The organism is Noviherbaspirillum aridicola (genome assembly GCF_019656455.1).
Classification (GTDB): domain Bacteria; phylum Pseudomonadota; class Gammaproteobacteria; order Burkholderiales; family Burkholderiaceae_D; genus Noviherbaspirillum; species Noviherbaspirillum aridicola.
The window spans coordinates 93,242-116,003 of sequence record NZ_BPMK01000015.1; the positions used below are offsets into that span (position 1 = coordinate 93,242).

The 22,762-nt window shown below is 65.5% G+C and carries 19 protein-coding genes and 1 tRNA gene; 13 read left to right on the plus strand and 7 right to left on the minus strand.

The features are described from left to right. Nucleotides 1-32: 32 nt before the first annotated feature. The 5 genes from dnaK to NCCP691_RS16520 form a co-directional block, all read right to left on the minus strand. Nucleotides 33-1,967 carry a molecular chaperone DnaK gene (dnaK, locus tag NCCP691_RS16500; protein ID WP_220809657.1) on the minus strand — a complete coding sequence of 645 codons (1,935 nt, stop codon included), beginning with the start codon at nucleotides 1,965-1,967 and terminating at the stop codon, nucleotides 33-35. 89 nt (nucleotides 1,968-2,056) lie between these two features. Further along, nucleotides 2,057-2,599: a nucleotide exchange factor GrpE gene (gene grpE, locus NCCP691_RS16505; RefSeq protein ID WP_220809689.1), complete on the minus strand. Its 543-nt coding sequence runs from the start codon at nucleotides 2,597-2,599 to the stop codon at nucleotides 2,057-2,059. 336 nt (nucleotides 2,600-2,935) lie between these two features. Next, nucleotides 2,936-4,042, minus strand: a complete 1,107-nt coding sequence (gene hemH, locus NCCP691_RS16510; protein ID WP_220809658.1) for a ferrochelatase — start codon at nucleotides 4,040-4,042, stop codon at nucleotides 2,936-2,938. A gap of 21 nt (nucleotides 4,043-4,063) precedes the next feature. Continuing rightward, complete coding sequence (recN, locus tag NCCP691_RS16515; RefSeq protein ID WP_220809659.1) at nucleotides 4,064-5,713, minus strand: DNA repair protein RecN; 1,650 nt, start codon at nucleotides 5,711-5,713, stop codon at nucleotides 4,064-4,066. A gap of 34 nt (nucleotides 5,714-5,747) precedes the next feature. Next, nucleotides 5,748-6,665: an NAD kinase gene (locus NCCP691_RS16520; protein WP_220809660.1), complete on the minus strand. Its 918-nt coding sequence runs from the start codon at nucleotides 6,663-6,665 to the stop codon at nucleotides 5,748-5,750. 70 nt (nucleotides 6,666-6,735) lie between these two features. On the opposite strand from NCCP691_RS16520, the gene NCCP691_RS16525 reads away from it, so the two are divergent. Both NCCP691_RS16525 and hrcA read left to right on the plus strand, forming a co-directional pair. Next, entirely contained in the window at nucleotides 6,736-7,440 is a 705-nt protein-coding gene (locus NCCP691_RS16525; RefSeq protein ID WP_220809661.1) for an HAD family hydrolase, read from the plus strand. A gap of 76 nt (nucleotides 7,441-7,516) precedes the next feature. Beyond that, the gene (hrcA, locus tag NCCP691_RS16530; RefSeq protein WP_220809662.1) at nucleotides 7,517-8,536 is read left to right on the plus strand and encodes a heat-inducible transcriptional repressor HrcA; all 1,020 of its coding nucleotides are present in this window, start codon (nucleotides 7,517-7,519) and stop codon (nucleotides 8,534-8,536) included. A gap of 36 nt (nucleotides 8,537-8,572) precedes the next feature. Here hrcA and fur read toward each other — a convergent pair whose 3' ends face one another. Further along, a complete protein-coding gene (gene fur / locus NCCP691_RS16535; RefSeq protein WP_220809663.1) occupies nucleotides 8,573-9,004 on the minus strand; it encodes a ferric iron uptake transcriptional regulator in 432 nt (143 codons plus the stop codon). A gap of 77 nt (nucleotides 9,005-9,081) precedes the next feature. On the opposite strand from fur, the gene NCCP691_RS16540 reads away from it, so the two are divergent. The 11 genes from NCCP691_RS16540 to trmB all read left to right on the plus strand — a co-directional run bounded on the left by NCCP691_RS16540 (nucleotide 9,082) and on the right by trmB (nucleotide 20,276). Further along, nucleotides 9,082-9,657: an outer membrane protein assembly factor BamE gene (locus NCCP691_RS16540; RefSeq protein ID WP_309295124.1), complete on the plus strand. Its 576-nt coding sequence runs from the start codon at nucleotides 9,082-9,084 to the stop codon at nucleotides 9,655-9,657. An 11-nt stretch (nucleotides 9,658-9,668) separates the two neighbouring features. Further along, nucleotides 9,669-10,475: a 4-hydroxy-tetrahydrodipicolinate reductase gene (gene dapB, locus NCCP691_RS16545; protein WP_220809664.1), complete on the plus strand. Its 807-nt coding sequence runs from the start codon at nucleotides 9,669-9,671 to the stop codon at nucleotides 10,473-10,475. A 177-nt stretch (nucleotides 10,476-10,652) separates the two neighbouring features. Further along, nucleotides 10,653-13,298 (plus strand): leucine--tRNA ligase, encoded by a 2,646-nt coding sequence (gene leuS / locus NCCP691_RS16550; RefSeq protein WP_220809665.1) that lies wholly within the window; start codon nucleotides 10,653-10,655, stop codon nucleotides 13,296-13,298. 11 nt (nucleotides 13,299-13,309) lie between these two features. After that, nucleotides 13,310-13,804, plus strand: coding sequence for an LPS-assembly lipoprotein LptE (locus tag NCCP691_RS16555; protein ID WP_238482471.1), 495 nt, complete (start codon nucleotides 13,310-13,312; stop codon nucleotides 13,802-13,804). A 7-nt stretch (nucleotides 13,805-13,811) separates the two neighbouring features. Continuing rightward, nucleotides 13,812-14,828, plus strand: coding sequence for a DNA polymerase III subunit delta (holA, locus tag NCCP691_RS16560; protein WP_220809667.1), 1,017 nt, complete (start codon nucleotides 13,812-13,814; stop codon nucleotides 14,826-14,828). A 29-nt stretch (nucleotides 14,829-14,857) separates the two neighbouring features. Next, nucleotides 14,858-16,123 carry a glutamate-5-semialdehyde dehydrogenase gene (locus tag NCCP691_RS16565; protein WP_220809668.1) on the plus strand — a complete coding sequence of 422 codons (1,266 nt, stop codon included), beginning with the start codon at nucleotides 14,858-14,860 and terminating at the stop codon, nucleotides 16,121-16,123. 2 nt (nucleotides 16,124-16,125) lie between these two features. After that, a complete protein-coding gene (locus NCCP691_RS16570) occupies nucleotides 16,126-16,554 on the plus strand; it encodes a CopD family protein (RefSeq protein ID WP_220809669.1) in 429 nt (142 codons plus the stop codon). A 46-nt stretch (nucleotides 16,555-16,600) separates the two neighbouring features. Next, the gene (locus tag NCCP691_RS16575; RefSeq protein WP_220809670.1) at nucleotides 16,601-17,806 is read left to right on the plus strand and encodes a THUMP domain-containing class I SAM-dependent RNA methyltransferase; all 1,206 of its coding nucleotides are present in this window, start codon (nucleotides 16,601-16,603) and stop codon (nucleotides 17,804-17,806) included. A gap of 81 nt (nucleotides 17,807-17,887) precedes the next feature. Then, nucleotides 17,888-19,357, plus strand: coding sequence for an NAD-dependent succinate-semialdehyde dehydrogenase (locus NCCP691_RS16580; RefSeq protein ID WP_220809671.1), 1,470 nt, complete (start codon nucleotides 17,888-17,890; stop codon nucleotides 19,355-19,357). 74 nt (nucleotides 19,358-19,431) lie between these two features. Then, a tRNA-Gly gene (locus NCCP691_RS16585) sits at nucleotides 19,432-19,505 on the plus strand. 51 nt (nucleotides 19,506-19,556) lie between these two features. Next, nucleotides 19,557-20,276, plus strand: coding sequence for a tRNA (guanosine(46)-N7)-methyltransferase TrmB (gene trmB / locus NCCP691_RS16590; RefSeq protein ID WP_220809672.1), 720 nt, complete (start codon nucleotides 19,557-19,559; stop codon nucleotides 20,274-20,276). Between the two features lie 7 nt (nucleotides 20,277-20,283). Here trmB and NCCP691_RS16595 read toward each other — a convergent pair whose 3' ends face one another. After that, complete coding sequence (locus NCCP691_RS16595; protein ID WP_220809673.1) at nucleotides 20,284-22,638, minus strand: hypothetical protein; 2,355 nt, start codon at nucleotides 22,636-22,638, stop codon at nucleotides 20,284-20,286. Between the last annotated feature and the right edge of the window lie 124 nt (nucleotides 22,639-22,762).

Below are 22,762 nucleotides of genomic sequence, written 5' to 3' on the forward strand. Positions count from 1 at the left end.
GTGTATCGCGGCTGGCGCCGCGACGGTCGGGATTATTTGTCTTTTACTTCCTTGAAGTCGGCGTCGACCACATCCTCGTCCGCCGACTTGCCTTCGGCGCCGCCTGCCGCACCCGCGGCTCCCGCCGCGCCGGCCTGCTGCGCCTGGGCGTCGGCATACATCTTCTCGCCCAGCTTCTGCGCCGCGGTCGACAGTGCAGCGACCTTGGCATCGATCGCGTCCTTGTCGTTGCCCTTGAGGGCTTCTTCCAGGTCCTTGATCGCAGCTTCGATCTTTTCCTTCTCGCCGCCGTCGAGCTTGTCGCCGTACTCGGTCACCGCCTTGCGGGTCGAGTGTACCAGCGCGTCGCCCTGGTTGCGGGCATCGGCCAGCTCCTTGAGCTTGCGGTCTTCATCCGCATACAGCTCGGCGTCCTTCACCATCTTCTGGATTTCCTCTTCCGACAGACCGGAATTGGCCTTGATGGTGATCTTGTTTTCCTTGCCCGAAGCCTTGTCCTTCGCGCTCACATGCAGGATGCCGTTGGCGTCGATGTCGAAGGTGACCTCGATCTGCGGAATGCCGCGCGGCGCGGGCGGAATGCCCTCGAGGTTGAACTCGCCGAGCAGCTTGTTGCCCGATGCCATTTCGCGCTCGCCCTGGAACACCTTGATGGTCACCGCCGGCTGGTTGTCGTCGGCGGTCGAGAACACCTGGCTGAACTTGGTCGGGATCGTGGTGTTCTTCTGGATCATCTTGGTCATCACGCCGCCGAGCGTCTCGATACCGAGCGACAGCGGGGTGACGTCGAGCAGCAGCAGGTCCTTGCGGTCGCCGGACAGCACCGAACCCTGGATGGCGGCGCCGACGGCGACGGCCTCATCGGGGTTGACGTCCTTGCGCGGCTCCTTGCCGAAGAACTCCTTGACCTTTTCCTGCACCTTGGGCATGCGGGTCATGCCGCCGACCAGGATCACGTCGTGGATGTCGGACACCTTGACGCCGGCATCCTTGATCGCGATGCGGCACGGCTCGATGGTGCGCTCGACCAGTTCCTCGACCAGCGATTCCAGCTTGGCGCGGGTGATCTTCATGGTCAGGTGCACCGGGGCGCCGTTGGCCATCGCGATGTACGGCTCGTTGATCTCGGTCTGCTGCGAGGACGACAGCTCGATCTTGGCGCGCTCGGCGGATGCCTTGATACGCTGCAGCGCGATCGCGTCCTTCGACAGGTCGAGGCCGTTGATCTTCTTGAATTCGTCGATGATGTAGTCGATCAGGCGCTGGTCGAAGTCTTCGCCGCCGAGGAAGGTGTCGCCGTTGGTGGACAGCACTTCGAACTGCATTTCGCCGTCGACGTCCGCGATCTCGATGATCGAGATGTCGAACGTGCCGCCGCCGAGGTCATACACGGCGATCTTGCGGTCGCCCTTGCCGCTCTTGTCGAGGCCGAATGCGAGCGCGGCCGCGGTCGGCTCGTTGATGATGCGCTTCACATCCAGGCCGGCGATGCGGCCGGCGTCCTTGGTGGCCTGGCGCTGGGCGTCGTTGAAGTAGGCCGGCACGGTGATCACGGCCTCGGTCACTTCCTCGCCGAGATAATCTTCGGCGGTCTTCTTCATCTTGCGCAGCACTTCGGCGGAAACCTGCGGCGGCGCCAGCTTCTTGTCGCGCACACCCACCCAGGCGTCGCCGTTGTCGGCCTTGACGATCTGGTAGGGCATCAGGTTGATGTCCTTCTGCACTTCCTGCTCGGCGAACTTGCGGCCGATCAGGCGCTTGACGGCGTACAGGGTGTTCTTCGGGTTGGTCACGGCCTGGCGCTTGGCCGGCGCGCCGACGAGGATCTCGCCGTCTTCCTGGTAAGCGATGACGGACGGCGTGGTACGCGCGCCCTCGGAGTTTTCAATGACCTTCGGCTGGCCGCCCTCCATGATTGCGACGCAGGAGTTGGTCGTGCCGAGGTCGATACCAATGATCTTGCCCATGATTTCGTTCCTTTAAAAAAACGGGTGTTTTTTGATGTGTTGTATATGTGGAACAGCGCTCCGGTTTCAAGCGCCGCGGTCGTCATTTTTTACTGCGCCACGGTCACCAATGCGGGACGCAGCAGGCGGTCCGCAATCATGTAGCCCTTCTGCAGCACGGTGACGATGGTGTTGGCGTCCTGCTCGGCCGGGACCATCGAAATCGCCTGGTGCTTCATCGGGTCGAGCTTCTCGCCCGGCACGGGGTTGATCTCGGCGAGGCGGTTGCGCTCGAAGGCGGAGTTGAGCTGCTTGAGCGTCATCTCCACCCCTTCCTTGAGCGAGTCGACCGAGGGGGTTTCCAGCTTGAGCGCCATTTCGAGGCTGTCCTTCACCGGCACCAGCGCTTCGGCGAAGCTCTCGATGGCGAACTTGTGCGCCTTGGCGATATCTTCCTGCGCACGGCGGCGGATGTTTTCGGCGTCGGCCTTGGCCCGCAGGAAGGCGTCCTGCATTTCGGCCGCGCGGGCTTCGGCAGCGGCGAGTTTTTCCTGGAGCCCGTCCTTGCCCTCGCCCGACTGTTCGGCCGCGGCGGCATCCTGGACCTGCGCCGACTGGTCGGCCTGTTCTTGCATTTTCTCTTGATCTTGCATCACAAAAAGTCTCCAGCAATCAATGACTTAGCGGCTACTGCGGCAGTAAATGGGGCTAAGCCTTAGTTTTTCAAGGGGAATTTTTCGCATCCGCCTCGCGGCGGACAAAAAGTGTCTCGTCTTGTTACATTTTCAGCGGCGTTTCTGCTTCTATTCCTCGCCCCGCGTACTACCATGCTTAGTAAATGCGCAACGCGCGCGGAGCTTGTCATGAAACTGCCGTTGATCTCCCTGTCGGTCGTCGCCTACTCCCTGCTGGCGACCGCCGCCATATGCCACGCTGAACTGGTAGCGGTGTATTAAAAAATCAAGCCGGGAAATCCGGGAAAGCGACGACTATTTGTCGGCGCCCAAGGCGGCTGCGCGCTGGCGCGAAGCCTCCGCCAGCTGCGGTGCGGCCTCGCGGTCGCGCGGCGACAGGATGGTGGGCCAGCCGATCATGTGCTGCTCGGCGATCTCCGCCAGCGCGGCGATCCAGTCGGCGCCCTCGTTCAGACAGGGGATGTAGTGGAACTCCCTGCCGCCCGCCGTCAGGAAGTCATGCTTGGCTTCCATTGCTATCTCTTCCAGCGTCTCGAGGCAATCCCCGATGAATCCGGGGCACATCACATCCACGCGCGACACGCCCTCGCGCGCCAGCTGCTGCAGGGTCGGCGCCGTGTAGGGCTGCAGCCATTCCGCCTTGCCGAAGCGCGACTGGAAGGTTACCAGGCACTGCTCCGGCGGCAGCTGAAGCTGCTCGGCCAGCAGGCGTGCGGTTTTACGGCATTCGCAGTGGTAGGGATCGCCCAGCATCAGCGTGCGCTTCGGCACGCCGTGGAAGCTGAGGACCAGGCGGTCGGGCCGGCCGTGGGTGTCCCAGTGGGCAAGCACGTTGCCGGCCAGTGCCCGGATGTAGGCTTCATGGTCGTGGTAGTGCTTGACGAGTCTCAGTTCCGGCACATTGCGCACGCCGGACAGGTGGGCGAACACCGCGTCGAACACCGAGGCCGTGGTCGTGCCCGAATACTGCGGATAGGCGGGGACGATCAGGATGCGGTCGCAGCCCCGGGCGCGCAGCCGCTCCAGGACGTCCGGCACCGAGGGATTCCCGTAGCGCATCGCGTGCGCCACCTCGACCTCGTGGCCGCGGCGCGTCAGCGCTTCCTGCAGCAGGGCGGCCTGCCGCTCGGTATGCACCTTCAGCGGCGAGCCCTCCTTGCTCCAGATGGACGCGTATTTTTTCGCCGACTGGCCGGACCGCAGCGGCAGGATGATCCCGTGCAGGATCGGCCACCAGGCGGCCCTGGGAATCTCGACCACGCGCGGGTCGGACAGGAATTGCCTGAGATAGCGGCGCACCGCCGAAGCCGTCGGCGCGTCGGGCGTGCCCAGGTTGACCAGCACGACCGCGATGCGGGATGGTGTGCCGTGGGTGTACTGCGGTTCCTGTCTGAAGCGCATGGCGTTCTTGGTGTGAGGTGATCAGGACGCGAGCAGTTCGCGCGCGTGCTTGCGGGTGGTTGCCGTGATTTCGATACCGCCCAGCATGCGGGCGATCTCCTCGATGCGCGCCTTGCTGTCGAGGGAATCGATGCTCGACACCGTCCTGCCGCCGCTGCTGCGCTTGCTGACCTGGAAATGCTGGTTGGCCTGGCTGGCGACCTGCGGCAGGTGGGTCACGCACAGCACCTGGCGGGCCTGGCCGAGGCGCTTGAGCAGGCGGCCGACGACTTCGGCGACGCCGCCGCCGATGCCGCTGTCGACCTCGTCGAAAATCAGCGTCGGGGTGGCGGTCGCGGTCGAGGCGATCACGGATATCGCGAGCGAGATGCGCGCCAGTTCACCGCCGGACGCCACCTTGGCCAGCGGCCGGGGCGAGGTGCCGGCGTGGGCGGCGACCAGGAATTCCACCTGTTCGACGCCGTGCACGGTGGGATCGCAGGGATTGAGCGCGACCTCGAATCGACCGCCGGCCATGCTCAGGTCCTGCATCGCCGCGGTGACGGCCTGGCCGAGCGCGGTGGCGGCGTTGGAGCGCGCCGTCGACAATTTCGCGGCCGCCGCAAGATAGGCGTCCCTGAGTTTCTGCTCCTGCGCGCGCAGGGCCTCGAGATCGGTGGCGTCCGCCAGCTGCCTGAGCTGCGCGGACAGGCTCTCGTACTCCTGCGGCAGGTCTTCCGGCGCGACATGGAACTTGCGCGCGGTCGAATGGAGCGCGTCCATGCGCGCCTCGACTTCGTGCAGCCGCTCCGGGTCGAGTTCGACCCGTCCGAGATAATCGTTGAGCGAATACACGGCTTCCTGGATCTGGATGCGCGCCGGCTCGAGCGCCTCGATCACCGGCTTGAGGCCGGCGTCGATGTCGGCCAGCTTGCCGAGCCTGAGCGTGAGTGCCGACAGCTGCGAGAGGATGGGATGGGTCTCCGACTCGGACAGCGCGTCCAGCGCTTCCTGCGCGCCCTCGATCAGGCTCGCCGCATGCGCGAGGCGGCTGTGTTCATTGCTGACTTCGGTCCATTCGCCGGGCTTGGGCGCGAGCTTTTCCAGCTCGCCGACCTGCCATTCGAGACGCTCGCGCTCGAGCAGCACGCTCCTGGCATTGGCCTCGAATTCCTCCAGCTGCCTGGCCAGCGCGCGCCATGACTTGTAGGCGGCGGCGACCGCGCGGGCCTCGTCCTGCAGGCCGGCCTGGCTGTCGAGCATCGCGCGCTGGGCATCGCTCTTGAGCAGCGACTGGTGGGCATGCTGACCATGGATGTCGACCATCATCTCGCCCAGCTCGCGCAGCTGGGCGGCGGTGGCGGTGACGCCGTTGATCCAGGCCTTGGAGCGTCCCGCGTTGTCGATGACCCGCCGCAGCAGGATGCCGCCTTCGTCGCTGCGGAATTCATGCTCTTCCAGCCAGGCGTCGGCCTCGGCGGTGGACGCGAACTCCGCGGTGATGTCGGTGCGGGACGCGCCCTCCCGGACCACGCTGGCGTCTCCCCGTCCGCCGAGCGCGAGCGCCAGGGCATCGATGAGGATGGACTTGCCGGCGCCGGTTTCGCCCGTGAAGACGGTGAAGCCCGGAGCGAATTCGAGCTCGATGGCGTCGACGATCACGAAGTCGCGAATGGAAAGTGTGCGGAGCATTTGGAAAGATAGGTTCTGGGCAACGACAAGCCGCCTATTTTAACTGGCCCGCCTGTGACGGATATTCATGCCAGTGCAACTTCTCGCGCAGCGTATCGTAGTAGCTCCATCCCTGGGGATGAAGGAAGGTGATCGCGTGCGCGGAACGGCGCACGAAAATGCGGTCGTGATGCCGCAGGCTGGCCAGCGACTGCATGTCGAAATTGACGCTGATTTCACGCCCGCCCATGATTTCGATCTCGATCGTGCAGGTATCGGCGACCACGATCGGACGGTTGGACAGCGCATGCGGTGCGATCGGCACCAGCACCATGCCGGACAGGCTGGGATGCAGCAGCGGCCCGCCGGCCGACAGGGCATAGGCGGTGGAACCGGTCGGCGTGGCGACGATCAGTCCGTCGGAGCGCTGGTTGTACATGAAGCGCCCGTCCACCTCGACCTTCAGTTCCGCCATGCCGCTGGTGGCGCCGCGCGCCACCACCACGTCATTGAAGGCGAGCGCGCTGAAGATGACCTGCCCGTCGCGCTCGACCGTGCCTTCCAGCAGGCTGCGCCGTTCCGACTCGACTTTGCCCGACAGCATATCGGTCAGCACGGGAATCATTCCCTCCTGGGAGATGTCGGTCATGAAACCGAGCCGGCCCTGGTTGATGCCGATCAGCGGCACGCCGTACGGCGCGAGCTGGCGGGCGATGCCGAGCATGGTACCGTCGCCGCCGACGACGATGGCGACATCGGCATGGCGTCCGATTTCCTCGGGGGTCATCGGCCGGGTGTTGGGCAGGGCCACGTTGCGCGCGGTCTCGGCTTCCAGCACGACGGCGTAGCCGGCGCCATGCAGGAAAGCGGAGATCTCCGACAGCGATTGCTCTATGCCGGCCGCCATGTACTTGCCGACAATGGCGACGGTCTTGATCTTTGACGGGGAAGGAAGTGGCTGGGCAGGCAACATGCCGGAGATTAGACCATAATTTGGCCGGACGTTACAGAACATACATTGAACCCTCACGGGCTGTCCGCATATGAGCATCAAAGCCGTTTTGTTCGATCTCGACGATACCCTGTGGCCGATCGTGCCCGTCATCCGGCGGGCCGAGGACCTGATGTACGACTGGCTGCAGCGGCATGCGCCGCAAGTCGCGCAGCGGGTATCGATCGAGGGCATGCGCCAGCGGCGGCAGGAGCTGATGCGCACCGACCCGGTGTACCAGCTGGATCTGCGCCGGCTGCGGCATGCGGTGCTGGCCGAAGCCTTCCGCGAGACGGGCGAGGACGAGGCGCTGGCCGAACATGCGATGGCCGTCTTCTCGAAGGCGCGCAACGAGGTCGAGCCGTATGAGGACGTGCTGCCGGTGCTGGGCAGGCTGCGCTCGCGGCACCGGCTGGGCACCATCTCCAATGGCGTGGCCGACCTCGGCACCATAGGGCTGGCCCATCTGTTCGACGCCTCGGTGGCGGCATGGCATTTCGGCAAGGCCAAGCCGGACCCGGCGATCTTCGCGGCCGCCTGCGATGCGCTCGAAGTGGCGCCCGCGGACGCGCTGTACGTGGGCGACGATCTCCTGCTCGATGTGCAGGGAGCGCAGCGGGCGGGGATGCGGGCGGCCTGGCTGCGGCGCCCGGACCTGGGTCCCATCGTCGCCGACGGCGCGGTGCAGCCGGACCTGGTCTGCGCGTCGCTGCATGAACTCGAAGACTGGCTGGCACGACAAACGGTGAAAGACTGATAACGCGCAATTTCGCGCGCAACGCCGTATGAAACAGAAGGTGGCGGGCGTTGAAGGCGCTCGCTAGAATACCGCCATGCAACTCGATCACCGCGCTCAAACCCTGCTCAAGGCACTTGTCGAAAGATACATTGCCGACGGCCAGCCTGTCGGCTCGCGGGCGTTGTCGAAAATTTCCGGACTCGACCTGTCCCCCGCGACCATCCGCAACATCATGGCCGACCTGGAGGAAATGGGGTTCGTCGCCAGCCCGCACACCTCGGCCGGCCGGGTGCCGACGCCGCGCGGTTACCGCCTGTTCGTCGACACCCTGCTGACGGTACAGGCGATCGACGAGAGCGCGCTGGAATCGAAGCTGCAGCTGCAGCTGCAGAACAAGACGCCGCAGAAGATCATCGCCAATGCGGCCCAGGTGCTGTCGTCGCTGTCGCAGTTCGCCGGCGTGGTGCTGACGCCGCGCCATGACTCGACCTTCCAGCAGATCGAGTTTCTGCGGCTGTCCGAAAAGCGGATCCTGCTGGTGATCGTGTCGCCCAACGGCGATGTGCAGAATCGCCTGCTGATCACCGAGTGCGACTATTCCCCGGCCCAGCTGATCCAGGCCGCGAACTATATCAACCAGCACTACGCCGGCCACAGCTTCGACGAAGTGCGCACCCACCTGCAGGGGGAGCTGCGCCAGCTGCGCGACGACATGACCGCGCTGATGCAGGCCGCGGTGGAGGCCGGCAGCGACGCGCTGGCGGAAGACGACGGGGTGGTGATTTCGGGCGAGCGCAATCTGCTCAGCGTCAGCGACCTGGCCTCGAACATGACTTCGCTGCGCAAGCTGTTCGACCTGTTCGAGCAGAAGACCGGCCTGATGCAGCTGCTCGACATGTCGAGCAAGGCGACCGGCGTCCAGATCTTCATCGGCGGCGAGTCGCAGCTGGTGCCGGTGGAAGAGATGAGCCTGGTGACCGCGCCTTATGGCGTCAATGGGAAGGTGGTCGGCACGCTCGGCGTGATCGGCCCCACCCGCATGGCGTATGAACGCGTGATCCCGATCGTCGACATCACCGCCAAGCTGCTGTCGAGCGCGCTCAGCCATTCCTGATCGCGGATTGGCCGGCAATGCCGCCGGCCCTGAATGCTAGCGGTTGCGATGCGGGCAGTCGGTCTTGGTGCAGTGCCCGTAGAGCGCCAGCGCGTGCTCGGATATCGAGAAGCCGCGCTCGGCGGCGATCTGCTGCTGGCGCTTCTCGATCTCGTCGTCGTAGAACTCCTCCACCCTGCCGCAGTCGAGGCAGACCAGGTGGTCATGGTGCGAACCCTGGTTAAGCTCGAACACCGCCTTGCCGGTTTCGAAGTGATTGCGGTGCAGCAGGCCCGCCTGCTCGAACTGGGTGAGCACCCGGTAGACCGTGGCCAGCCCCACATCCATGTTATCGGCGAGCAGAATCTTGTAGACGTCCTCGGCGCTCAGGTGGCGCACCGGACTATTCTGGAAAATTTCGAGGATCTTCAGCCGCGGCAGGGTCGCCTTGAGTCCGCTGGCTTTCAGATCGGATGAGTTGCTTGGCATGTTGATGTTCGGAATGCGGTTATCTGCTTTATCATATAGCGTTTTGCCGTTCCTGCTCAACGAATTGAGACTTCACCATGCAAATGTCGTCCGTCCGCACTGACCGCACTCCCGCCGCCGCCGGCGCGCTGGTGCTCGCGCTGGCCACGCTCATGGCGGGCTGCGCGTCGAAGAACCCGCTGATCGACGAACCCGCTCCCGCGGCAAAGGCCGCTCCGGCCGCCCCGGCCGTTTCCGCCGCGCCCGCCACCGCGAGCGCCGCGCCCGCCGCCGCCGACACTTCCGCCGGCACCGTGGTGCAGAGCGGCCCGACCGGCATCTACCGCTTCCTCGGCTTCCTCGCCCCGTACCGCATCGAGATCCAGCAGGGCAATTTCGTCTCGCGGGAAGCGGTGGCGCAACTGGAAGAAGGCATGAAACGGCCAGAAGGCGTGACGCGCGAACAGGTGCGCTTCGTGCTCGGCACGCCGCTGCTGACCGACCCCTTCCATGCCGATCGCTGGGACTATGTCTTCCGCCTGAAGAAGCGCAGCGGCGAAGTGATCGCGAGCCGGGTGACGGCGTATTTCGAAGGCAACCGTCTGGCGCGCATCGAAGGCGACAAGCTGCCGACCGAGCAGGAATACCTCGGCCTGATCGCCGGCAGCAAGTAAGGAGCGCGACCATGACCACTCTGAACATCGCGGTGGCCGGCGCCTCCGGGCGCATGGGCCGCATGCTGATCGAAACCATCACCGCCGCCGATGATGCGCGCCTGGCCGGCGCGCTCGACGTCGCCGGCGCACCCGGCATCGGCAGCGACGCCGCCGCCTTCCTCGGCAAGCCGGCCGGCGTGACGATCGAAAGCGAACTCGCGAAGGGACTCGCCAATGCGGGCTACCTGATCGATTTCACCCGGCCCGAGGGCACGCTGCACCATCTCGAATACTGCGCCAGCCACGGCATCAAGATGATCATCGGCACCACCGGCTTCGACGAGGCGGGCAAGGCCGCGATCGCCGCGGCCGCGCAAAAGACCGCGATCGTCTTCGCGCCCAACATGAGCGTTGGCGTGAACGTCACGCTCAAGCTGCTGGAGATGGCGGCGAAGAGCTTCTCGCACGGCTACGACATCGAGATCGTCGAAGCGCATCACCGCCACAAGGTCGACGCACCCTCGGGCACCGCGCTGAAGATGGGCGAGGTGATCGCCGACGCGCTCGGCCGCGACCTGAAGCAGTGCGCGGTGTACGCGCGCGAAGGCGTGACCGGCGAGCGCGATCCGTCCTCGATCGGTTTCGCCACCATCCGCGGCGGCGACATCGTGGGCGACCATACCGTGCTGTTCGCCGGCATCGGCGAGCGCATCGAGATCAGCCACAAATCCTCCAGCCGCCTCAGCTACGCCCACGGCAGCCTGCGCGCGGCGCGCTTCCTCGCCGACAGGCAGACCGGCCTGTACGACATGCAGGACGTGCTCGGCCTGCGCTGAGACCTGCTCCGCATCGCCCCGGCCGCGCCGGGGCGATGACTCCCTGACAATCCCTCCCCGGCCCATCCGCGCGCGCAACCCGAGGTTTTTCGGCGGGGAGCGGCGTTGCCGACCGCGCAACTGCCATGCCCGACCAAGTATAATGCCGGGTTCACCCACTTCCAGCATCACCCCGTCATGCAAGAGAAATACATCCCCGGCGAAGTCGAGCAGGCGGCGCAAGGCCACTGGCAGGCGATCGACGCGTACAAGTCCATCGAACACGCAAAGGACAGGAACGGCCGCGACAAGCCCAAGTTCTATGCCTGCTCGATGCTGCCCTACCCGTCGGGCAAGCTGCACATGGGCCACGTGCGCAACTACACGATCAACGACGTGATGTACCGCTACCTGCGGATGAACGGCTACAACGTGCTGATGCCGATGGGCTGGGACGCGTTCGGCATGCCGGCGGAGAACGCGGCGATGGCCAACGGCGTGCCGCCGGCGCAGTGGACGTACTCGAACATCGAGTACATGAAGAAGCAGATGCAGGCGATGGGCCTGGCGATCGACTGGTCGCGCGAAATGACCGCCTGCAAGCCGGACTACTACAAGTGGAACCAGTGGATGTTCCTGAAGATGCTGGAGAAAGGCATCATCTACAAGAAGACCGGCACCGTGAACTGGGACCCGGTCGACCAGACCGTGCTGGCCAACGAGCAGGTGATCGACGGCCGCGGCTGGCGCTCGGGCGCGCTGATCGAAAAGCGCGAGATCCCGATGTACTACGCCCGCATCACCGACTATGCGGAAGAACTGCTCGACTATGTCGACAACAAGCTGCCCGGCTGGCCGGAGCGCGTGCGCATCATGCAGTCCAACTGGATCGGCAAGTCGACCGGCGTGCGCTTCGCCTTCCCGCACGAAATCAGGGATAACAGCGGCGCACTGATCAACGACGGCAAGCTGTGGGTGTTCACCACGCGTGCCGACACCATCATGGGCGTCACTTTCTGCGCCGTGGCGCCAGAGCATGCGCTGGCCGCGCACGCGGCGCAGGACAATCCCGAACTCGCCGCCTTCATCGCCGAATGCAAGAAGGGCAGCGTGATCGAAGCCGACATGGCGACGATGGAAAAGAAGGGCATGCCGACCGGCCTGTTCGTCACCCATCCGCTGACCGGCGACCGGGTCGAGGTCTGGGTCGGCAATTACGTGCTGATCACCTACGGCGACGGCGCGGTGATGGGCGTGCCCGCCCACGACGAGCGCGACTTCGCGTTCGCGCTCAAGTACAAGCTGCCGATCCGTCAGGTCGTGGCCGTCGAGGGCAAGGAATACTCGACCGAGGCCTGGCAGGAATGGTATGCGGACAAGGAAAACGGCCGCTGCATCAACTCGGGCAAGTATGACGGCCTCGGTTACCAGCAGGCGGTGGACGCGGTGGCGGCCGACCTGGAAGCCAGGGGCATCGGCGAGAAGAAGGTCACCTATCGCCTGCGCGACTGGGGCATCTCGCGCCAGCGCTACTGGGGCACGCCGATCCCGATCATCCACTGCGCCAGCTGCGGCGACGTGCCGGTGCCGGAAAAGGACCTGCCCGTGGTGCTGCCGGAGGATTGCGTGCCGGACGGCAGCGGCAATCCGCTCAACAAGCATGAGAAGTTCCTGCACGTGGACTGCCCGAAGTGCGGCCAGGCCGCGCGCCGCGAAACCGACACCATGGACACCTTCGTCGATTCGTCCTGGTATTACATGCGCTATTGCTCGCCGGGCAGCGACGCGGCGATGGTCGACTCCCGCAACGATTACTGGATGCCGATGGACCAGTACATCGGCGGCATCGAGCATGCGGTGCTGCACCTGCTGTATGCACGCTTCTGGACCAAGGTGATGCGCGACTTCGGCCTGGTCAGGTTCGACGAGCCCTTCGTCAACCTGCTGACCCAGGGCATGGTGCTCAACGAGACCTATTACCGCGAAGACGCGGCGGGCAAGAAGACCTGGTTCAATCCCGCCGATGTCGAGCTGAGCCACGACGACAAGGGCCGTCCGGTGTCGGCGGTGCTCCGGTCCGACGGCCAGCCGGTCCGGATCGGCGGCACGGAAAAGATGTCGAAGTCCAAGAACAACGGCATCGACCCGCAGGCGCAGATCGACCAGTACGGCGCCGACACGGCGCGCCTGTTCACCATGTTCGCGTCCCCGCCGGAACAGACGCTGGAGTGGTCCGGCGCCGGCGTGGAAGGCGCGAACCGCTTCCTGCGCCGCGTCTGGGCCTATGGCTACGCGCAATCGCAGCGCATCGGCGCCGCCGGCGAACTGCCGGCCGGGCTGCCGGAGGCGCACAAGACCCTGCGCCGCGAGATCCACAAGATCCTGCAGCAGGCCGATCACGACTTCAAGCGCATCCAGTACAACACGGTGGTGTCGGCCTGCATGAAGATGCTCAACACGCTGGAGGCGGCGAAGCTCGACGACAGCCCGGCATCGGCGGCCGTCATCGGCGAAAGCTTCTCCATCTTCCTGCGCGTGCTGTACCCGGTCGCGCCGCACATCACCCATGTGCTGTGGCAGGCGCTCGGCTATGCCGCACGCTTCGGCGACATACTCGACGCGCCGTGGCCGCAGGTCGACCCGGCCGCGCTCGAGCAGGCGGAGATCGAACTGATGGTGCAGGTCAACGGCAAGCTGCGCGGCAGCGTCAAGGTTGCGAAGGAGGCCGACAAGGCCGCCATCGAAGCCGCCGCGCTGGCCAATGAGAACGTGAAGAAGTTCGTCGAAGGCACGCCGAAGAAAGTCATCATCGTGCCCGGCAAGCTGGTCAACATCGTGGCCTGACGGAGATGCCGATGAAACGCCGCGCCGCCCTGCTCTCGCTTTCCGCGCTCGCCCTCTCCGCCTGCGGCTTCCAGCTGCGCGGCACCGGGGGGCGCGGCGTGATTCCCTTCAAGTCGGTTCATCTCGGCGCCGGTACCGGCGGCCGGCTCGGCACCGAGTTGCGCCGCTACCTGCGCGCCAGCGACATCGAGCTGACGGCGGAACCCAAGAATGCCGAAGCCGTCATCGACATCCTGTCCGAGCGCCAGTCGCGCGCGACGATTTCCCTGAATTCCCAGGGACGGGTGCGGGACTACTCGATCTTCTACAACGTGGTGTTCCGGGTCAATGACGGCAGCGGCCGCGAGCTGATCCCGTCCAGCACGATCACGCTCAAGCGCGACCTCACCTTCAACGAGTCGCAGGTGATCGCCAAGGAAAAGGAAGAAGAAATGCTGTACCGCGACATGCAGTCGGACGTGGTGCAGCAGATCCTGCGCCGCCTGTCGGCGGTCAACCGGAGCTGACGAGGCCATGCAGTTGCGGCTGGATGCGCTCGATGCGCAATTGTCGAAATCCCTGGCGCCGCTGTATGTGATCAGCAGCGACGAGCATCTGCTTGCGCTGGAGGCCGCCGACAAGATCCGCCGCGCCGCCCGGGCGCAGGGCTTCACCGAACGCGAAGTGCTGGTGGTCGAGCGCAGTTTCAAGTGGGGCGAGCTGCTGGCCGCGAACCAGTCGCAGTCGCTGTTCGGCGACCGCAAGCTGATCGAGCTGCGCATCCCGACCGGCAAGCCCGGCAAGGATGGCGGCCAGGCGCTGCAGGATTACGCCGCCTCGCTCAGCCCCGACAACCTGACGCTCATCACCCTGCCGAGGCTCGACTGGCAGACCGGCAAGAGCGCCTGGGTCGCCGCGCTGCAGCGCGCCGCGGTGTATATCGAGATTCCGCTGGTCGAGCGCGCGCAGCTGCCGAACTGGATCGGTGCCCGTCTCGCGGCGCAGAACCAGAGCATGGATCGCCAGAGCCTGGATTTCATCGCCGACCGCGTGGAAGGCAACCTGCTCGCCGCGCACCAGGAAATCCAGAAACTCGCCCTGCTCCACCCGGCCGGCAAGCTCGGCTTCGAGCAGGTGCAGGACGCGGTGCTCAATGTCGCCCGCTATGACGTCTTCAAGCTCAATGAGGCGATGCTTGCCGGCGACAGCGCGCGCCTGGTGCGCATGATCGAGGGCCTCAAGGGCGAAGGCGAGGCGCTGCCGCTGGTGCTGTGGGCGATGGCGGAAGAGATCCGCACCCTGCTGCGCCTGAAGGCCGGCGCCGCCGACGGCAGGCCGCTCGGCGTCCTGATGAAGGAATACCGGATCTGGGGTCCGCGCGAAAAGCTGATGGAGCCGGCGCTGCGCCGCCTGCGTCTGCCGCTGCTGGAGTCCGCGCTGCGGGAGGCGGCGCAAATCGATAAGATGGTCAAGGGCTTGCGCGCCAGGGCTTACGCCGGCGACGCATGGGATGCGCTGCTGCAGCTGGGCCTGAAGCTGGCGCGCGGCTGAAGAGAATACGAAGAGACTGGTCGGAGCATATGGACATCAAGCACTACATGACGGAAGTCGGCCGGCGCGCCCGCGCCGCCTCGCGCGCGATGGCGAAAGCCGATACCCGCGCCAAGAACCAGGCGCTGCTGCTGATCGCCGCCGCCATCCGGCGCGAGGCCGATGCGCTGCGCGCTGCCAACCAGCGCGATCTCGAGGCCGCCCGCGCCAACGGCCTGGCCGAGGCGATGCTCGACCGGCTGACCCTGTCGGACAAGGCGATCGCCACCATGGCGGAAGGCCTGGAGCAGATCGCCGGCCTGCCCGATCCGATCGGCGAGATTTCCAACATGAAGTACCGGCCCACCGGCATCCAGGTCGGACAGATGCGGGTACCGCTGGGCGTCATCGGCATCATCTATGAGGCGCGGCCGAACGTGACCGTGGACGCGGCCGGCCTGTGCATCAAGAGCGGCAACGCGACCATCCTGCGCGGCGGCTCCGAGGCGATCCATTGCAACCAGGCGCTGGCAAAGCTGGTCAAGGAAGGCCTGGCAGGCGCAGGTTTGCCTCAGGACGCGGTGCAGATCGTCGAGACCACCGACCGCGCCGCCGTCGGCGAGCTGATCACCATGCCCGAATATGTGGACGTGATCGTGCCGCGCGGCGGCAAGGGCCTGATCGAGCGGCTGATCCGCGAGTCCCGGGTGCCGATGATCAAGCATCTCGACGGCATCTGCCATGTCTACATCGACGACATGGCCGACATCGACAAGGCGCTGAAGATTGCCTTCAACGCCAAGTGCCACCGCTACGGCACCTGCAACACGATGGAAACCCTGCTGGTCGCGCGCGGCATCGCCGCCGAAGTGCTGCCGGGGCTCGCCGCACTGTATGCGGGCAAGGAAGTCGAGCTGCGCGCCGATGCGCAGGCCAGGGAGATTCTCGCCGGCTATCCCCGCCTGGCCGAGGCCAGCGAGGAGGACTGGGGCACCGAGTATCTGGCCCCCATCCTCGCGGTCAAGATCGTGGACGGCGTGGACGAGGCGATCACCCACATCAACACCTGGTCGTCGCAGCATACCGATGCGATCGTGACCGAGGACTACAGCCGGGCGATGCGCTTCCTGCGCGAAGTCGACTCCGCCTCGGTGATGGTCAATGCCTCGACGCGTTTCGCCGACGGCTTTGAATACGGACTCGGCGCCGAGATCGGCATTTCCAACGACAAGCTGCATGCGCGCGGCCCGGTCGGCCTCGAAGGCCTGACCTCGCTGAAGTACGTGGTGTTCGGCCACGGCGAAGTGCGGGAGTAGCAATGGCTTACCTCTGGGTCAAGGCGCTGCACCTGTTCTTCGTCGCATCCTGGTTCGCCGGCCTGTTCTATCTGCCGCGCATCTTCGTCAACCTGGCGATGGAAAGCGAACCGGCTGCCAATGCGCGGCTGTTGCTGATGGCGCGCAAGCTGTACCGCTTCATGGGCATGCTGGCACTGCCGGCGCTGGCGCTCGGGCTCTGGCTGTGGCTCGGCTACGGCGTCGGCAAGGGCCCGGGCAACGGCTGGCTGCATGCGAAGCTGGCGCTGGTGGTGCTGCTGATCGGCTATCACCATGCCTGCGGCTCGCTGCTGAAGAAATTCGAGCGCGGCGCCAACACGCGCAGCCACAAGTGGTTCCGCTGGTTCAACGAAGTGCCGGCGCTGGTGCTGCTGGCGGTCGTGATTCTGGTGATCGTCAAGCCATTCTGAATGTCTAACGCCGGATTTCCGGCACAACGGATAAAAGGTACTCCGCATGTCTTATTCCTATTTCTGCCCCTGCCCGCGCGGCATGGAGGCGGCGCTCGCCGAAGAAATCGGCGAAGTCGCGCAAGCCAGCAGCACGCTGAAGGTCCACAAGCAGGTGCCGGGCGGCGTGCACTGCTCCGGCTCGCTGTCGGACAGTTACCGGCTGAACCTGCATTCCCGCATCGCCTCGCGCATCCTGCTGCGCATCGCCCAGGGCAGCTATGTCAATGAAAACGACATCTACGATCTGACGCTGGCGCAGGCCTGGGAAGAATGGTTTCCGGTCGAACGCACGATCCGCGTCGATCTCAATGCGATCAAGTCGCCGCTCAAGAGCCTGGAATTCACCACGCTCAAGATCAAGGACGCCGTCTGCGACCGCTTCCGCGACCTGTACGGCAAGCGGCCCTCGGTCAATACCCGCACGCCCGACGTGCGGATCGCCGGCTTTCTGGACGCGAACAACTACACCGTCTACCTCGACACTTCCGGCGAGGCGCTGTTCAAGCGCGGCTGGCGGCAGGAAACCGGCGACGCGCCGCTGCGCGAAAATCTGGCGGCCGGCCTGCTGCGGGTCTCGGGCTGGAAACCGGGAACGGTATTGCTCGATCCCATGTGCGGCTCGGGCACCATCCTGATCGAGGCGGCGCAGATTCTGGCCGGCATCCCGTCCGGCATGAACCGCGGCTTCGCGTTCGAGAAATTCCAGGATTTCAACGCCGCCGAATGGCAGGCCATCAAGGGCGAGGTGAAACTCAACCCGCTGCCGACCGAGCCCACGCTGTTCGGCAGCGACATCTCCGGCGACATGATCGTCATGACCCGCAACAATCTGCGCAATGCCGGCATCCGCTTCGAGGTGCCGCTCAAGCAGATCGAGGCGCAGGAAATCCGCCCGCCGTCCTCGGTGCCCGGCATCATCCTCGCCAATCCGCCGTATGGCGAGCGGATCGGCGTGCGCGGCGACCGCTCGCAGGCGCCGGATGAACTCGCGACCGCTTTCTACAGCGCCTTCAGCGCCACCCTCAAGCAGCGTTTCGCCGGCTGGCAGGTCTTCCTGTTCACCGCCGATCTCGGCCTGCCGAAGATGCTGCGCCTGAAGGAATCGCGCAAGACGCCCTTCTTCAACGGCGCGCTGGAATGCCGGCTGTTCCGCTTCGACATGGTGGCCGGCTTCAACCGCCGCGAGGAAGCGAAGCCCAGGGCAGGCTGAGACCGCGCCGCGCCCGGCAGTCGTGCCGGGCTTGCGCTATCCTCTTTGTTTTCCATCGGCCCATAAACTCAGGAGACAAACATGGCCAGCAGCATTCCCGCACTCAAGGACGCATCCCTGCTCCGCGACCAGGCATATCTGAACGGCGCCTGGGTCAATGCGGAAACCCGTTTCGACGTCACCAATCCCGCCGATGGCGCGACGCTCTGCTCGGTGCCGAACATGGGCGCCGCCGAGGCCGAGCGCGCGATCGCCGCCGCGCAGGCGGCGTTCCCCGCCTGGGCCGCCAAGACCGGCAAGGAGCGTGCGGCGGTGATGCGCAAGTGGTTCGACCTGATGCTCGCCAATGCCGACGATCTGGCCGCGCTGATGACCGCAGAACAGGGCAAGCCGCTGCCGGAAGCCAAGGGCGAAGTCGCCTACGGCGCCAGCTTCGTCGAATGGTTCGCGGAAGAGGCCAAGCGGGTGTCGGGCGACGTGATGTCGACGACCTGGAGCGACAAGCGCATGGTGGTGCTGCGCCAGCCGATCGGTGTGTGCGCGGCGATCACGCCCTGGAACTTCCCGATCGCGATGATCACCCGCAAGGTCGCGCCGGCCATGGCCGCCGGCTGCACCATCGTCATCAAGCCGGCCGAGCAGACCCCGCTGTCGGCGCTGGCGCTGGCCGAACTCGCGCAGCGCGCCGGCGTGCCGGCGGGTGTCATCAATATCATCACCGCCGACGCCGAACACTCGATCGAGGTCGGCAAGGTGCTGTGCGACAGCACCGTCGTGCGCCACCTGTCCTTCACCGGCTCCACCCCGGTCGGCCGCATTCTGATGCGACAGTCGGCACCGACGGTCAAGAAGCTCGCGCTCGAACTCGGCGGCCATGCGCCCTTCATCGTGTTCGACGATGCCGATCTCGACGCCGCGGTCGAGGGCGCCCTGGTGTCCAAGTACCGCAACGCCGGCCAGACCTGCGTCTGCACCAATCGCATCTATGCGCATGAATCGATCTACGACGCCTTCGTCGCGAAACTGGCCGAGGGCGCGCGCAAGATCAAGGTGGGCAACGGCTTCGAGCCCGGCGTCAACCAGGGCCCGCTGATCGACGAACAGGCGGTGGCCAAGGTCAACGAACATGTGTCCGACGCGCTGTCCAAGGGGGCGAAACTGCTCGCGGGCGGCCGCACGCACGCGCTCGGCGGCCGCTTCTACGAACCGACCGTGCTGGCCGACACCACGCCCGACATGCTGGTGATGAACGAAGAGACCTTCGGCCCGGTGGCCGCCGTCACCCGCTTCTCCACCGAGGAAGAAGCGATCGCCGCCGCCAACGCCACCGACTTCGGCCTGGCCAGCTATTTCTACTCGCGCGATATCGGCCGCGTGTGGCGGGTGGCGGAGAAGCTCGAATACGGCATGGTCGGCATCAATACCGGCATCATTTCCAACGAGGTCGCGCCCTTCGGCGGCGTCAAGCAGTCGGGTCTCGGACGCGAGGGGTCGAAGTACGGTATCGATGAATACCTGGAGATGAAATATCTCTGCATGGGCGGCATCTGAGGACGCGGGCAAGCCGGCGCAAGCGCCGCCAGGTTTGCCAACTTCCGCCAAACCCACGTAAAATGCCGCTTGCCGCGGGTGTAGCTCAATGGTAGAGCAGAAGCTTCCCAAGCTTACGACGAGGGTTCGATTCCCTTCACCCGCTCCAGTACCGGGCACCGATCGGTGCCTTTTTTATTTGCCGCTTCCGCCACACGCCATGTCCGACCATCCGCCCGAAAACCCCGCCGGCCGCCAGATGCTGTACGACCCGACCGAACGCCGGATCCGCAGCTTCGTCACCCGCGCCGGCCGGCTGTCCACGGCGCAGGCGCGCGCGCTGGAAGAACTCGGGCCGCGCTACTGCATCCCCTACGTCAAGCAGGAGACCGATTTCGACACCGCTTTCGGCGGCAGCGCGCCGCTGATCCTGGAGATCGGTTTCGGCATGGGCGACACGACCGCCGCCATCGCTGCCGGCATGCCGGACAAGCATTTCGTCGGCGTGGAAGTGCATACGCCCGGCGTGGGCAGCCTGCTCAAGCTGATCGGCGAACGGCAGCTGGAAAACCTGCGCATCATCCAGCACGACGCGGTGGAAGTCGTGACGCACATGGTGCGGCCGCAGAGCCTGGCCGGCGTGCATGTGTTCTTCCCCGATCCCTGGCACAAGGCGCGCCACAACAAGCGCCGGCTGATTCAGCCGCCCTTCGTCTCGCTGCTCGCCTCGCGCATCGCGCCCGGCGGCTACATTCATTGCGCGACCGACTGGCAGGACTATGCGGAACAGATGCTGCAGGTGCTGGGCGACGAGCCGACGCTGCGCAACACCGCCGACGGCTATGCGCCGCGCCCGGCCTACCGCCCGGTCACGAAGTTCGAGAACCGCGGCATCCGGCTCGGCCACGGGGTGTGGGACCTGGTGTTCGAAAAGCGCTAGGCGTCGCTCAGACCGAAAACCGCCGTTTCCGCGAGGGGCCGGCCTCGCCGGCGGGCGCCAACATTGAAAAGTCCGGTATGGACATGCCGGCAATTTCTCGCACGGCCCTTTTCACATCTGCGTGGCACGCCCGCGCCCGCCGCGGATGCTTCTGCGCCCAACGCCCGATCTCATCGGGCGTGAACTGCCCTACCAGCGCGTGGCGCCGCTCGACCAGAATCTCTCCAAGCTCCTCTGCAGGCATTCTGATGGTCTCATGCGGCTGATAGGGCACCGATTCGTCGTCGGGTCCCGCCCAGTGGCGTAGCACGACCGCCCTGAGCGCATCGTCCGGGAGCAGGCTCAACTGATAGGCTGCCTCCAGCTGCCCCTCCAGTGCGTCGATCTCGTGCACGGGCACCGCAGTCATCTGTTCCCGGGTCGTGCCTGCCTCGGCCAGCCGGGTTTCCGCCCGTATCGCGTCACTGACGACCCTGGTGGTTGGTCCGCTGCGGGGAATGGCGCCGACGTTGGTCCGGCTATCGCCTGCCCGTCCGGAGAAAACATGGTCGACGGGACGAATCGGGTTTGCCTCGTAGGGATCGTTTTCCGGATACGCCAGCCGGTTGGCGAGCGGCAGGTTGTCCTCGTTGCGCTGCCTGCCGCCGAAACCCTGGTTCAGGGCATTGCCGAAGTCCAGCACCACGCATTCGTCGGCGTCGTTGAAGCCGACGTTATAGAACTCGCCGTTGAGAAAATCGTTGTGGCCAAGCAGCCGCGACAGGAACTGCGCCTTGTGCAACTGCCGCGACATGTCCCTGGGCAGCAGCGCGATCAGTTCGGCGCGCGCCTCGAAAAGCTTCTTGCGGGGCGTCTTCCTCGCGGCCGATTTCTTGTCGTAGCCGTCGGCGGCCAGCTGTTCGATGTCGGCATTTGCCGCATGCGCGCGCTCGGACAACATGCGCACCTTGCTCCTGCCCCCCTCGCCCCACTCTCGCCCGGCAAACCCGCTCATTCTGTCCGTGTCCAGCAGAATCTTGCCAAGGTCCTGGTAACCCGGTATGACCCTGGAGAGAATCACGAAGGTACCGCCGACCCGCCCGATCTTCGTGACCGGCGCCATCTGGCCGGTCAGCGCGATGAGCTGCATTGAGAGGTACTCGCTCAGCGCCGCTCGCGGCCCATGACCGATCTCCTTGCAATAGTAGGTCTCGCCGTCGAGCTTCAGGTACCCCGCGGCACGGGTGGACGCGGCGCCCTGCGGCAAGTCGCTGAACTCGATCCGCGGCCCCATGTCGCGTATGAGGTCGGGTGTAAAGCGGCGGGCTACGTCCGGTGTTGTGGCAGGAGCACCTGCTTCGTCTGCCATGAAAGCGTCACGCAGTGACTTGAAGCGCTGGTCTCCAGCATCTGCCAATGGCGCCAGCGCGCGGGCGAGATCACGTCTTTGCGGGGCCGACAGTCTGTTCTCGCCCTTGTCATGCCAGTCGCGGACCCGATGCAGTGCCTGTGCGGCGGCGTCCCGTTCCGCCGCGGTCGCCTCGCCGGCGACGAGCTTGCCGTAAAGCCCGTAGAAGGTGTGCAGTTCCGTCGACGCGCTGAGCCGATACCATGTCTCGTTCATCACATTGGACAGGGACTGGTCGGGATCGCGACGCAGGACAGCCGCGAGCTTGTGCATGGCCTGTTGCCGCCGCCCGGGATCCCGGGTGCGGGCCGCAATGAAAGCCAGGGTGCGGACCTGCTCCGCGCTGTTCGCTGATGCGCCCTGCTTGCGTGTTACCCGCGGCAGTTTGCCGGCCCATGCCGCCAGATCGCGCCTTCGCGGCACGCCTGCGAAACGCTGCAGGCGCTTGCTCTGGTCGGCGATCTCGGACTGCTTGTCCAGCGGCAGAACCACGTTCGCATGCCGGGCCAGGTCGGCGGGCTTCGGGTAGACCGTCTTCATGAATGTCTTCAGGGCTTCGCCATGGAGCCCGGATGCCTCCACGCTTTTCGCGATCACGTGATGTACGAGGTTTTGCGTGGCGTCGATCCTCTCCCTGATCGGTTCGATCTCCGTTCGCGCGGCCCGCGGCGAAGGCGCGGCTTTCCACGTCAACCCCGGCAAGCTGTTCGTCAGTTCGTCGATCGCGGCCTGCGCCCCGCGCAGACTCTCGGCCAGCGGCGCGGCGGCCGCCGGAAGGGGTTGCAGCAAACGATGGAGCGCATCCTGCAGGCGGTCGTTGTTCCGCAGAAGCGTTGCGTGTGAGGTCGGGCTCCTGACGGCGTCGAGAACGGCTCTGGCCTCGCTCGCAACCGCGGTCATGCGAGGATCGACCTGCCCGGCAGGAGGAGGAGAGGTTACGAACGGCTGTGTGACGCGCGCTGCGATTCTGATCATCGAACCTCCAGATTACAGGAAACCGGACCACGGTCCGGATGGAAGGACTTCAGCGCATGGCTGAAGCCGTGTCTGTTCCTGGGACGCGTGCGGATCCCGGTGCGCGTCCTGCGGAGCCCGATAT